The sequence below is a fragment of the Actinomadura montaniterrae genome (genome assembly GCF_008923365.1).
Taxonomy (GTDB): domain Bacteria; phylum Actinomycetota; class Actinomycetes; order Streptosporangiales; family Streptosporangiaceae; genus Spirillospora; species Spirillospora montaniterrae.
Map to the genome: position 1 here is coordinate 1 of NZ_WBMR01000270.1, position 11,569 is coordinate 11,569.

The 11,569-nt window shown below is 73.7% G+C and carries 14 protein-coding genes; 4 read left to right on the forward strand and 10 right to left on the reverse strand.

The window, feature by feature from the left end; translation table 11 throughout:
- Together F9B16_RS44680 and F9B16_RS44685 are read left to right on the forward strand one after the other, a co-directional pair.
- A partial coding sequence (locus tag F9B16_RS44680) for a glycosyltransferase family 9 protein (RefSeq protein WP_192809302.1) occupies positions 1-360 on the forward strand: 360 nt, incomplete at its 5' end.
- A gap of 9 nt (positions 361-369) precedes the next feature.
- A complete protein-coding gene (locus tag F9B16_RS44685; RefSeq protein ID WP_151546343.1) occupies positions 370-1,326 on the forward strand; it encodes an NAD-dependent epimerase/dehydratase family protein in 957 nt (318 codons plus the stop codon).
- A 19-nt stretch (positions 1,327-1,345) separates the two neighbouring features.
- On the opposite strand, the gene F9B16_RS44690 is transcribed toward F9B16_RS44685, so the two are convergent.
- The 6 genes from F9B16_RS44690 to F9B16_RS44715 all read right to left on the reverse strand — a co-directional run bounded on the left by F9B16_RS44690 (position 1,346) and on the right by F9B16_RS44715 (position 4,948).
- Positions 1,346-2,233 (reverse strand): polysaccharide pyruvyl transferase family protein, encoded by an 888-nt coding sequence (locus F9B16_RS44690; protein ID WP_151546344.1) that lies wholly within the window; start codon positions 2,231-2,233, stop codon positions 1,346-1,348.
- A gap of 7 nt (positions 2,234-2,240) precedes the next feature.
- A complete protein-coding gene (locus F9B16_RS44695; protein ID WP_192809303.1) occupies positions 2,241-2,816 on the reverse strand; it encodes a DUF4142 domain-containing protein in 576 nt (191 codons plus the stop codon).
- A 302-nt stretch (positions 2,817-3,118) separates the two neighbouring features.
- A complete protein-coding gene (locus F9B16_RS44700; protein WP_151546346.1) occupies positions 3,119-3,481 on the reverse strand; it encodes a fluoride efflux transporter FluC in 363 nt (120 codons plus the stop codon).
- A complete protein-coding gene (locus F9B16_RS44705; RefSeq protein WP_151546347.1) occupies positions 3,478-3,828 on the reverse strand; it encodes a DUF190 domain-containing protein in 351 nt (116 codons plus the stop codon). Before F9B16_RS44705 ends, F9B16_RS44700 begins: the two co-directional genes overlap by 4 nt.
- Complete coding sequence (locus tag F9B16_RS44710) at positions 3,825-4,310, reverse strand: fluoride efflux transporter FluC (RefSeq protein ID WP_225992497.1); 486 nt, start codon at positions 4,308-4,310, stop codon at positions 3,825-3,827. The genes F9B16_RS44705 and F9B16_RS44710 overlap by 4 nt, the downstream gene beginning before the upstream one ends.
- Before the next feature lie 176 nt (positions 4,311-4,486).
- Positions 4,487-4,948, reverse strand: a complete 462-nt coding sequence (locus F9B16_RS44715) for an SRPBCC family protein (RefSeq protein ID WP_151546348.1) — start codon at positions 4,946-4,948, stop codon at positions 4,487-4,489.
- A gap of 200 nt (positions 4,949-5,148) precedes the next feature.
- Here F9B16_RS44715 and F9B16_RS44720 point away from each other — a divergent pair, with 200 nt between their 5' ends.
- Complete coding sequence (locus F9B16_RS44720; RefSeq protein ID WP_151546349.1) at positions 5,149-5,964, forward strand: SigB/SigF/SigG family RNA polymerase sigma factor; 816 nt, start codon at positions 5,149-5,151, stop codon at positions 5,962-5,964.
- Between the two features lie 79 nt (positions 5,965-6,043).
- On the opposite strand, the gene F9B16_RS44725 is transcribed toward F9B16_RS44720, so the two are convergent.
- On the reverse strand, positions 6,044-6,889 hold the full coding sequence (locus F9B16_RS44725) for a S1 family peptidase (RefSeq protein WP_151546350.1): 846 nt from the start codon (positions 6,887-6,889) through the stop codon (positions 6,044-6,046).
- Positions 6,890-7,009: 120 nt separating this feature from the next.
- Here F9B16_RS44725 and F9B16_RS44730 point away from each other — a divergent pair, with 120 nt between their 5' ends.
- Entirely contained in the window at positions 7,010-7,999 is a 990-nt protein-coding gene (locus tag F9B16_RS44730; RefSeq protein ID WP_151546351.1) for a Gfo/Idh/MocA family protein, read from the forward strand.
- On the opposite strand, the gene glpK is transcribed toward F9B16_RS44730, so the two are convergent.
- The 3 genes from glpK to F9B16_RS44745 all read right to left on the reverse strand — a co-directional run.
- Complete coding sequence (gene glpK, locus F9B16_RS44735; RefSeq protein WP_151546352.1) at positions 7,975-9,492, reverse strand: glycerol kinase GlpK; 1,518 nt, start codon at positions 9,490-9,492, stop codon at positions 7,975-7,977. The two genes, F9B16_RS44730 and glpK, sit on opposite strands and share 25 nt — an antisense overlap.
- An 82-nt stretch (positions 9,493-9,574) precedes the next feature.
- The gene (locus F9B16_RS44740; protein ID WP_151546353.1) at positions 9,575-10,426 is read right to left on the reverse strand and encodes an MIP/aquaporin family protein; all 852 of its coding nucleotides are present in this window, start codon (positions 10,424-10,426) and stop codon (positions 9,575-9,577) included.
- Positions 10,427-10,519: 93 nt separating this feature from the next.
- The coding region (locus F9B16_RS44745) for a thiamine pyrophosphate-dependent enzyme (protein WP_192809304.1) at positions 10,520-11,569 on the reverse strand (1,050 nt) is incomplete at its 5' end.

An 11,569-nucleotide genomic window follows, 5' to 3' on the forward strand; every position in this document is an offset into this window, starting at 1 on the left:
CCCGGCGAGGGGCCCCTCGCGCACGGCGTGGTGGAGCTCGCGGGCCTGGACCCGCGGGACGACCTCGCCGGCCGCACCCACCTGCCGCAGCTGGCCGCGCTCGTCGCGGGCGCCCGGCTGGTGGTCTGCGGCGACACCGGCGTCGCGCACCTCGCGACCGCCTTCCGCACGCCGTCGGTGCTGCTGTTCGGGCCGACGCCCCCCGCCCGGTGGGGACCGCCCGACCGGGCCGAGCACCGGGTGCTGTGGGCGGGGCGCTCCGGCGACCCGCACGGCGGCGAACCCCACCCGGGCCTGCTGGAGATCTCCGCGGACCAGGCCGTCGAGGCCGCCGGGAAGGCGCTCACGCTACACGCTTAGGAGGAACAGATGAGGCATGCCCGCGCCGTCGTGACCGGAGGATCCGGCTTCCTCGGCTCGCACCTGTGCGAGGCGCTGCTGGCCCAGGACATCTCGGTCGTCTGCCTGGACAACCTGCTGACCGGCACGTCCCGCAACATCGCCCACCTCACCGACCGCCGCGACTTCCGGTTCCTGAGACGCGACCTCACCGAGCCGGTGCACGTGCCCGGCGACGTCGGCTACGTGTTCCACCTGGCGTCGTCGGCGTCCCCCGCCGACTACCTGCGGTACCCGATCCAGACGCTGGAGGTCGGCAGCCAGGGCACCCGCAACGCGCTGGAGCTCGCGGAGGAGAAGGGCGCCCGGTTCGTGCTGGCGTCCACGTCCGAGGTGTACGGGGACCCGCTGGTCCACCCGCAGCCCGAGACGTACTGGGGCAACGTCAACCCGGTCGGGCCGCGCAGCGTCTACGACGAGGCGAAGCGGTTCGGGGAGGCGCTGACGTCGGCGTTCCGGCACTCCCGGGGCCTCGACACCGGCATCGTGCGGATCTTCAACAGCTACGGGCCGCGGATGCGCCCCGACGACGGCCGCGCGATCCCGACGTTCCTGCGGCAGGCGCTGACCGGCGAGGACCTCACCGTGACCGGGGACGGTTCGCAGACCCGGTCGATCTGCCACGTCCACGACACCGTCCGGGGCATCATCGCGCTCGCGATGGCGGACCATCCGGGGCCGGTCAACATCGGCAGCCCGTACGAGATCTCCATGGCCGACCTCGCCGGGCTGATCGTCGAGCTGACGGGGTCGCGGTCGCGGATCCGGTTCGTCGACCGGCCGCAGGACGACCCGAAGGTGCGGCGGCCGGACACCACGCTCGCCGAGAAGGTGCTGGACTGGCAACCGCGGTGCGGTATCGAGGAGGGTCTGCGCTCCACCATCGAGTGGTTCTCCCGCGAGCTGCTCGTCGCCAAGCCCGCCTAGCCGGGACGCACGCCGGGACCTAGGCGCGGAGGGCGGCCAGGAGGTCGGTGAGGAGGCCCGCGGACGGGGGCCGGGCGGGCGTGCGGCCCGCGCCCCCGGGCGCCAGGCACCACCGCCACCACCGGTCGAGTTCCGCGGGGTCCAGCAGCGGCGGCGCGTCCCGCTCGCCGGTGGTGACGAGCGCGGGCCAGGACCAGGCGCGGGCCTGCGCGGCGACCTTCGCGCCGCCGGCCACCGGGTCGACGGCCAGGGCGGGGACGCCGTTCTTCAGTGCGAGGACGAGCCCGTGCAGGCGGGTCGTGACGACCGCGTCGAGGCGGCGCAGCGCGGACTCCAGTTCGGCGGCCGTCGAGAACAGCCGCCAGTCGCGCGGGTCGAGCCGGGTGTCGAGGGGCAGCCGCGCGCAGGCGCGGCCGGCGAGCCAGGCCGTGAGCTCGGCCTCGACCGCGTCGTGGCGGCGGCGCGTCCCGTACTCGCGCTGGCCCGGGGCGAGGATGACGCCGACGACGGGCACCTCCTCCGTTTCCGGCAGCGCCGCCAGGTCGTGCCGCGGCGCCGCCTCCGGCGCGTCCCTCGGCAGGACGGCGTCGAAGCCGGTGACGGCGGGGTCGTCCGGGTCGATGACCGAGACGCCGACCGCGACGCGCCGGCAGCGCGCGTACCGGTGGTGCAGCTCCTCGACCTGCGCGCCGTGCAGCGGCCCGCAGGCGAACACCAGGTGGGTGTAGCGGTTGGGGTCCGCCGCGTCGAGGTCGAGGCCGCCCGGGCGGAAGACGGGGCTCCAGGCGAGGTCGCAGCCGATCCCGGCGCCGTCGAGCGCCCGCCGGACGGCCTCCATCGCCAGGACGTCCCCCGCGGTGGCCTCGCCGTGCAGGAAGCTCGGCCAGCCGGTCACCAGGACCCGCACGCCGCGCTCAGCCGCCCTGGGCGTTCCGCAGGGTCGCCAGGTGCTTCTGCAGCACCGGCAGGACGCTCGCCGCGAGGTTCTTCACGTCCGGTGACGAGCCCTTGGCGATCTCGGTCCTCGTCTCGGCGATCGCCTTCTCGTGGCCGCCGATCATCGCGTTGAGCCAGTCGCGGTCGAACGAGCGCCCCGAGCCCCGCTCCAGCTCGCTCGCCTGCAGCGTCTGGACGTTGGACGGCGCGTACGGCACCTCCACGCCGAGCCTGGACGCCGTCGCGGTGAGCTTCGCGTCGGACGCCGTGTGGTCCTGCACCAGCATCGCGCCCGCCGACGTGACCTGCGGGGTCGTGCCCTTGCGCTGCGCCGTGCGGCCGGCGGCGATCTCCGCGAGGTCGGCCTGCCGGGTGTCGCGCAGCCAGGCCCGGTCCTGGTCGGAGACGGGCGCGCCGGAGGCGCTCGGGGCGGCGACGGGGACCGACGCCGCGACCGGCGAGGCGTGCCCGGTCTCTCCCCCGCAGCCCGCGGCGGCGACGGCGACCGCAGCGGCGGCGGCGAGCGGCGCCGCGAGCAGCCTGCGACGAGTCATGTCGGTCCCTCCCATCGGTGGCACGCTGGTGCCTGTTACCCGGGAGGGGCGCGCCCATGTCCGCGGCGGCCCCGGATTTGGGCGTCCGTGACGGAGCGCGGGGCGCCGCGTGGCGCGGCTCCCCGCTCCGTGACACTTGAGACACCTGCCGGTTTACCGAACGGGGCGGCTGGGAAAAGTAACTGCGCGGCCCACTCGCAGGCCGGGTTCTGCCAGGTCCCTTGGTCAGCGAGCCTGGGCCGCGCCACGTTTCCCGGGGCGCCAGGTCTCCCGGGGCGCCGCCCCTCGCGGGCGGCGGAGGGTCAGCCCGTGAACGCCTGCGCGAGCGCCATCCCGCAGTACGCGGCGCCGAGCCCCCCGGCGACGCTCGCGCCCGCGTTGAGGACGGCGTAGAAGCGGGCGCCGTCCTCGGCCAGCCGGAGCGTCTCGTAACCGAACGTGGAGTAGGTCGTCAGCGCGCCGCAGAACCCCGTCCCGGCGAACGCCATCGGCCCCCCGGACGCGGGCAGCGCCGCCAGGAACCCCAGCAGCGCGGACCCCGCCACGTTGACGGTGAACGTCCCCCACGGGAACACCGAGTCGTGGCGGGCCTGCACGGCCCGGTCGGTGAGGTAACGCAGCGGCGCGCCGAGCGCCGCGCCGAGCGCGATGAGCAGGACGGTCACGCCTCCCCCTCCGCCCCGCGGCCGGTGTAGCGGATCACCTCGACCGGGTCGATGATCACCAGGCCCTCCTCCACCAGCTCGTCCAGCTGCGGCAGGAACGCGCGGATCTTCCGCTCGGCGTCCACGATCACGATCACCATCGGCAGGTCCTCCGACAGCGACAGGATGCGGGAGGTGTGGATGCGGCTGGACGCGCCGAACCCCTCGCAGCCGCGCACCACGCTCGCGCCCGCGAGCCCGGCCCGGTGCGCCCGGTGCACGATCTCGGTGTACAGGGGCCGGTGGTTCCACCGGTCGCTCTCCCCGACGAAGACGGTCAGGCGCAGCGCCGGACCCTGGATTCTCATGACCGCTCCCTGGGACGCGCGCGGACGGCGAGGCGGGTCAGCCGGACGCCCGCGAACACCGCGGCGAGCGCGGCGGCGAGCGTCCCCCCGAGGTACGCCAGTCCCACCCCGGGCGCCCCGGCCGACAGCGCCCGCTGGAAGTCGACGATGTGGGTGGAGAAGGTGGTGTAGCCGCCGAGCACCCCGACGCCGAGGAACGGCCGGATGAGCCGGTGCACCCGCCACGTCTCGGTGATCAGCACCATCAGCGCCCCGATCACCAGGCAGCCCGACACGTTGATCAGGAACACCGGCCACGGGAACTCGCCGGGCCGGTACGGCATCGCCTCGGTGAGCCCGTACCGGGCGAGCGCGCCGAGGACCCCGCCCGCCGCGATGGCGCCGAGCGTCGCCCACGGGGCGCGGCGCAGCTCGAACCGCTGGCGCGGCACGCTGAGATCGACGTCGGGATCGACGGGACGTCCTGTCACGGCATCGGGCACGGCACACTCCTACCAGCGGAAACATCAGTCACCGGTAGGGACCGTTGGCGGATCGCACCGCGGTTCTCCCCCTTGCGGGGACGGCGGGCCCCACCGCCGTGGCGCCGCTCCCTCGAGGGCGCAGGCCCAGTCTACCGATCACCGGGAGTGCGCCGGGCGCGCCCCCGCCCCGCCCGTCAGGGTCCTGGGCGGTCGACCTTGCCGCGCCAGCCGCCCGTCTGCACGCCGCGCGCCTCGATGAACGTCTTGAACCGCCGGAGGTCGTCCTTCACGCGGCGGTGCAGGGCCCCCGCCCTGTCGCCCGCCTTCTCCACGAACCCCTCGGGGTCGAACTCCATCTGCGCGGTGACGCGGGTGGTGTCGTCGTCGAGGCGGTGGAACGTCACCACGCCCGCGTGCGCGGGACCCTCCGTCGACGTCCACGCGACGCGCTCGTCCGGCAGCTGCTCGGTGACGCGCGCCTCGAACCGCCGCGTGACGCCGGCGACCCGGACGGTCCAGTGCAGCGTGGTGTCGTCGACCTGGCGGATCTCCTCGACGCCCTCCATGAACCGCGGGAAGTCCTCGAACTGCGTCCACTGGTCGTAGGCGACGCGGATCGGAACGGTGACGTTGACCGACTCGGTGATCGTGCTCACGGGGCTCCCCTTCGTCCGTCTCCCGCCCGCTACCCGCCTCGCCTCCTTCTACACGGCGGCGCCTCCTTCCCCACGGCGGCCGGACGGCGCCGCGGCCCGGTGTGAGAGGCGGCCCGGTGTGAGAGGCGGCTCCTCGGGTACAGGAGGCGCAGCGATCAGCGACCCGCCCATCGCCGGCACCTCGAAGGAGAACGACCCCCATGACGTCGGCGCGCCCGTCCAGCCCCCCGCGGCCCGAGGAGCGGCCGCCCCGCTTCGGGGACGGCCAGGCCGAGCTCCTCCTGGCGGAGATGAACCGCCTCCCGGAGGACGACCCGCGCCGCGACCGGCTGCGCACGCGGATCGTGGAGATGCACATCCCGCTCGTGCGGGGCGTCGCGCGCCGGTACGCCAACCGGGGCGAACCGCTCGACGACCTGCAGCAGGTCGCGTACCTGGGGCTGGTCAAGGCCATCAACCGGTTCGACCCCGAGGTCGGCGACCGGTTCGTCACCTACGCCTACCCGGTGGTGACGGGCGAGGTGAAGCGGCACTTCCGGGACAAGACGTGGGGCGTGCGGGTGTCGCGGCGCATCCAGGAGCTGCGGCCGGTGCTGCAGAGCACCGTCCAGGGGTTCACCCGCGAGCACGGCCGCTCCCCCACGACCCGGGAGATCGCCGCGCTCATGGAGATCACCGAGGACGAGACGGTCGAGGTGATCGTCGCCTGCGACGCCTACCGGCCGCTGTCGCTGGAGGCGCCCGCGGACGGCACCGCCGACGGCGACGCGGGGACGGTCGGCGAGCGGCTCGGCTCCGACGACCCCGCCCTGCAGAACCTCATCGACGGCGACGCGCTCCGGCCGCTGATCGACGAGCTCCCCGAACGCGAGCGGACGATCCTGCTGCTGCGGTTCTTCGGCAACAAGACGCAGACGCAGATCGCCGAGCAGGTCGGGCTGTCGCAGATGCACGTGTCGCGGCTGCTGCGCGCGACGCTCGAGCGGCTGCGCGGCGGCCTGCTCGCGGACGGCTGACGCGGCGGTGCGCGGAAGGCCCGGGTCACGGTAGCGCGCGGAAGGCCCGGGTCACGGCAGCGCGCGGAAACGATCGGGATCAGGGCCGCGGCAGCGCGCAGGACCTGCTCAGCACCACGTCGCCGCCCTTGCCGAGGCACCGCGCGAGCAGGTAGGTCTGCGCGGCGTAGTGGGCGCCGTGCCGCACGGTGACAGTGCCCTTCCGGTCGACCTCGCAGGGGTTGTTCAGGGTGCAGCGCTCGCCGTCGTCGTTGCCGGTGTTGTTGATCGCGACGACGTGGCGGGTCCGGGCGTCGATGACGGGCGACCCCGACGTCCCGTGGATGGTCCGGCACTGCGGCGTGTACCGGATGGAGTTCTTCCAGGTCCAGCCGGCCTCCCGCAGCCGGTAGACGGTCGCGTCCGTCTTGCAGCCGTAGACGGCCTTCCAGTAGCCCGACACGACGCGGATCTCGGTGCCGTCGTGCGGCCGGGCGGTCGACAGGCGCAGCGCGGGGACGCCGTACCGCTTGCGGATGGCCGCGTAGCTCTCGTCCAGCCGGTACACCGTGACGTCGGTCTCGGTCATGGTCGAGTACTCGACCCGGGTGGCCTTCAGGGTGCCGAGGGTGGTGCGGCCCGTCCGGTCGAGGAGCGTGAACGTCCTGGTGGAAGTCCGGTCGACGATGACCTGCCCGGGCTTCGGCATCCCGTCCTCGAGGCAGTGGCCGTTGGTCAGGACCAGGGCCTTGTCGGAGTCGCGAGAGCGCGGCCCGCGCACCAGGGAGCCCGAGCAGTTGCTGAGCGCGACGATCCCGGTGAAGTCGACCTCGCCGGGGCCGCGGGATGCGCCCGGGGCCTCGGCGGCGCCCGCCGGGACGGCCGGGGCTGCGGCTCCCGCGAGGGCGATCGACGCGGTGACGGCTCCAGCGAATCGCCGGTTCATGCGGGGTCCTCTCGGGCGGGCCGGCACGTTCGGTGACCGGCCGACTACGGCACTGTCCCCGGCGGACACTAGATCACCTTCACCGCCGGGGGAAGGACCGCCACACCGTACGATCGGCGCATGACCGACACACCGCTGCGCTGGGGGATCCTGGGCACGGGCGGCATCGCCGCCGTGTTCACCGAGGACGTGCTGCGCCTGCCCGATCACGAGGTCGTCGCCGTGGGGTCGCGCTCGCACGGCACCGCCGCCGCGTTCGCCGAACGGTACGGCGTGCCCCGGGCGCACGGCTCGTACGCCGAGTTCGCCGCCGACGACGGCGTCGACGTCGTGTACGTCGCGACGCCGCACCCCCTGCACTACGAGCCCGCGCGGCAGTGCATCGAGGCGGGGCGGGCCGTGCTCGTGGAGAAGCCGTTCACCACCGGCGCCGCCGACGCCGAGAAGCTCGCGGCGCTCGCGCGCGAGCGCGGCGTGTTCGCGATGGAGGCGATGTGGACGCGGTTCAACCCGCTCTCCCGGCGGCTCCGCGACCTCGTCGCCGACGGCGCGATCGGCGACGTGACGGCCGTGTACGCCGACTTCTCCATCACCGCGGCCTACGACCCGGAGCACCGGCTGTGGTCGCCGGAACTGGGCGGCGGCGCGCTGCTCGACCTCGGCTGCTACCCGCTGTCGTTCACCTGGCCGCTGCTCGGCCCGCCCGCGTCCGTGCAGGCCACCGCGTCACCCGCGCCGACGGGCGTGGACGCCAACACCGGCGTCCTGCTCGGCTACACCTCGGGCGCCGTGGCGCTGCTGCACTGCGGCCTGCTCGGCGACTCGCCGCACATCGCCACCGTCATCGGGACGCGCGGCCGGGTCGACGTCGCGTCGCCGTTCTACCGTCCCGCGTCGATGACGGTCGTGCGGACCGGCGGCGATCCCGAGGTCCTCACCGCGGACATCGACGGGCACGGCTACACCTACCAGGCGCAGGAGGTGGCGCGCTGCCTGCGCGCCGGCCTCACCGAGTCGCCCCTGATGCCGCTGGACGAGACCGTCGCGATCCTGCGGACCATCGACGAGATCACCGCCCAGTTCGCTCAGTCCACTTCCACCCAGCCGTAGGTGCGCTCGACCGCCTTCTTCCAGCCCGCGTAGCCCTGCTCGCGCTGCTCGTCGCTCCAGGTGGGCAGCCAGCGCTTGTCCTCGTTCCAGTTCTGGCGCAGCTCGTCGGTGGTGTTCCAGAACCCGACGGCGAGGCCGGCGGCGTAGGCGGCGCCGAGCGCGGTCGTCTCGGCGACCACCGGACGCGACACCGGGACGCCGAGGATGTCCGCCTGCATCTGCATGCACAGCTCGTTGGCCGTCACGCCGCCGTCCACTTTGAGCACGTCCAACGAGACGCCGGAGTCCTCGCGCATCGCCTCAACGACGTCCTTGGACTGGTAGCAGATGGACTCCAGCGTGGCGCGGGCGAGATGCGCGTTGGTGTTGAAGCGGGACAGGCCGACGATCGCGCCGCGCGCGTCCGACCGCCAGTACGGGGCGAACAGGCCGGAGAACGCGGGGACGAAGTACACGCCGCCATTGTCCTCGACCTGCCGGGCCAGGTTCTCGCTCTGCGCGGCGCCGGAGATGATGCCGAGCTGGTCGCGCAGCCACTGCACCGCCGACCCGGTCACCGCGATCGAGCCCTCCAGCGCGTACACCTGCGGGTGGTCGCCGAACTTGTAGCAGACCGTCGTGAGCATCCCCGCCTTGGACCGGACGAGCTCCTCACCGGTGTTGAGCAGCAGGAAGTTGCCGGTGCCGTAGGTGTTCTTGGCCTCGCCGGGCGAGAAGCACACCTGCCCGACCGTCGCGGCCTGCTGGTCGCCGAGGATGCCGGTCAGCGGCACCTCCCCGCCGAGCGGGCCGTCCGCGCGGGTGACGCCGTACGGGTCGGGCGCCGACGACGGCCTGATCTCCGGGAGCATCGAGCGCGGGATGCCAAAGAACGACAGCAGCTCGTCGTCCCAGTCGAGGGTCTCCAGGTCCATCAGCATCGTGCGGCTGGCGTTGGTGACGTCGGTGACGTGCACGCCGCCGTCCGTCCCGCCGGTCAGGTTCCACAGCACCCAGGTGTCCATGTTGCCGAAGACGGCGTCGCCCTTCTCCGCGGCCTCCCGCACCCCGTCGACGTTCTCCATGATCCACTGCACCTTGCCGGCGGAGAAGTACGTCGCGGGCGGCAGGCCCGCGCGGTGCCGGATCGTCTTGCCGCGGCCGTCGCGCTCGAGCGCGGAGGCGATGCGGTCGGTGCGGGTGTCCTGCCACACGATCGCGTTGTAGTACGGGCGGCCGGTGCGGCGGTTCCAGACCAGGGTCGTCTCGCGCTGGTTGGTGATGCCGAACGCGGCGAGGTCGGCGTGGGTCAGGTTCGCCTTGTTCAGCGTCGTCTGGATGACCGCGCGGGTGCGCTCCCAGATCTCGGTGGGGTTGTGCTCGACCCAGCCCGCCCGCGGCAGGATCTGCTCGTGCTCGAGCTGGTGGCGGGCGACCTCGTTGCCGCCGTGATCGAAGATCATGAACCGGGTGCTGGTGGTGCCCTGGTCGAGGGCGCCGACGAAGTCGGCCATGCGGCTCTGCCTTTCTGCGCGGGACGTTCGAGGCGGTGGCGGGCGGGACGGGGACGCTCGGGGCGGGGACGGGCGGCGCCCGTCACTCCTCGACGTCGTACTCGGGCCTCGGCTCGGTACCCCCGGGGCCCTCTTCCGGGATGTTGCGGCCGATGAGCAGGATGTACAGGCCGGCGCCCACGATGCCCCCGATGATCGGCGCGACGAGGGGCACCCAGAAGTAGAAGTGCCCGTACTGATCTCGCCAGGCGTTGTCGTAGCCGGTGATGTACTGGGCGAGCCGCGGGCCGAAGTCGCGCGCCGGGTTGATCGCGTAGCCCGCGTCCGAGCCGAACGCCATGCCGATCGCGACCACGATGAGCCCGATGATGAACGGCGCCATGTTCGCCAGTGGCGGCGAGTTGCGCAGGTCGGTGAGCGTCAGCACCAGGAACAGGAGGATGGCGGTGCCGATGATCTGGTCGCGGAAGGCGCCCCAGGTGTGGATCGGCAGCGACCCGTTGCCCGGCATGGTGGAGAACACGAACTGCGTCTTCGTGGTGTGCCCGGGGTCGAACTTGTCGAGGATCTCGCTGTAGTCCCACCGGACGATCAGCGCCGCGATGAACGCGCCGAGCGTCTGCGCGAAGATGAACGGGATCACCTTCCGCCACGGGAAGCCCTTGAACACCGCGAGCGCGACGGTCACCGCCGGGTTGATGTGGCCGCCGCTGAGCCGCGCCGACACGTAGACGCCGAGCGTGACCGCGAGGCCCCACGCCCAGGCGATCGCGTCGTGGCCGCCGAGGCTCTGCGGCTCGCCGAGGCCGCTGCCCGCGACCGCCTGGGCCACGACGGCGACGCCGAACAGGATGAGGATCAGCGTCCCGGCGAACTCCGCGGACATCTCGACGACGATGTCCGGGAGCCTTCGTGCTCGCGGGGGTGCGGCCATCTCTCCTCCTCGGGGTCGTGACGCTGGGCACAGTGGATGATCACTGTCCGCGTTCCTTCCCCGGCGAACGGCGGCTACACGACCCGGTACCGGTCAGTGCCCGCGGAAGGCCTCCTCGAGCCACCAGGACGGCCGTCCCCGCGCGACCTTCGCGTGCACGAGCATCGGCCGGTCGCGGGGCCCGGCGAGCCACTGCGCCACGGCCGCGAGGTCGTCCGGCCGCCGGACGGTCGCCGCCGCGCAGCCGTAGCCGCGCCCGATCGCGGCCAGGTCGGCGGGCGGGAACGTGACGGTGCCGAGCGGGTGGCCGGACGGGCCGAAGTGGTGGACCTCGGCGCCGTAGGCCTCGTCGTCGTAGACGACCACCAGCAGGCCGAGGCCGAGCCGTACGGCCGTCTCCAGCTCGGCGGCGGCCATCAGCGCCCCGCCGTCGCCGAGCGCCGCGACGGTGAGCCGGCCGGGACGGGCGACCGCCGCGCCGATCGCGGTGGCCAGGCCCAGCCCGATCGACTGGAACGCCTGGGTGAACACCAGCCCGTCGGCGTCCGGGACGTCCAGGAACATCGCCGGGTAGCCCATGAAGTTGCCGGAGTCCACGGCGACGGTGCGCTCGCGCGGCAGCATCCCGTCCAGTGCGATCGTCAGCGTGCGCGGGTCGATGCGGGGGCCGCCGCCTGGGTGCTTGTCGTGCTCCTTGTCCTCCTCGTAGGGGACGTCCTGCCAGCGGCCTTCGCGGGCGAGGCGTTCGGCGACGTCCGCGGTGCGGTAGCCGGTGGCGGAGTGCCCGCGCGCCTCCAGTTCCGCGGCGGCGGCCCGCGCGGTCTCCCCGACGTCGCCGATGAGGCCGAGGTCGACCCGGTGGTGCGCGCCGAGCGCGCGGGCGTCGACGTCGACCTGGACGACCGTCGCCCCGCGGCCGACGAGCGCGCCGTGGCGGGTCGTCCACATGTTCAGCGAGCAGCCCCACGCGACGAGCAGGTCGGCGCCGGCGATCAGCTCGGCCGCCGCGGGGGTCGCGAAGCCGCCGCTGACGTCCAGGCCGAACGGGTCGCCGGCGAACAGCCCGCGCGCGACGGCGGAGGTGGCGACGAGCGCGCCGCACCGCGCGGCGAGGTCGGCGAGGTCGCGGCCGGCGGCGGCGAG

Excerpts from the sequence above, each read along its gene's own strand:
- F9B16_RS44720 (WP_151546349.1), top strand. The coding sequence starts at position 5,149 with ATGACGTCGGCGCGCCCGTCCAGCCCCCCGCGGCCCGAGGAGCGGCCG.
- glpK (WP_151546352.1), bottom strand. The coding sequence starts at position 9,492 with ATGGCCGACTTCGTCGGCGCCCTCGACCAGGGCACCACCAGCACCCGG.
- F9B16_RS44695 (WP_192809303.1), bottom strand. The coding sequence starts at position 2,816 with ATGACTCGTCGCAGGCTGCTCGCGGCGCCGCTCGCCGCCGCCGCTGCG.
- F9B16_RS44730 (WP_151546351.1), top strand. The coding sequence starts at position 7,010 with ATGACCGACACACCGCTGCGCTGGGGGATCCTGGGCACGGGCGGCATC.
- F9B16_RS44705 (WP_151546347.1), bottom strand. The coding sequence starts at position 3,828 with ATGAGAATCCAGGGTCCGGCGCTGCGCCTGACCGTCTTCGTCGGGGAG.
- F9B16_RS44685 (WP_151546343.1), top strand. The coding sequence starts at position 370 with ATGAGGCATGCCCGCGCCGTCGTGACCGGAGGATCCGGCTTCCTCGGC.
- F9B16_RS44725 (WP_151546350.1), bottom strand. The coding sequence starts at position 6,889 with ATGAACCGGCGATTCGCTGGAGCCGTCACCGCGTCGATCGCCCTCGCG.
- F9B16_RS44740 (WP_151546353.1), bottom strand. The coding sequence starts at position 10,426 with ATGGCCGCACCCCCGCGAGCACGAAGGCTCCCGGACATCGTCGTCGAG.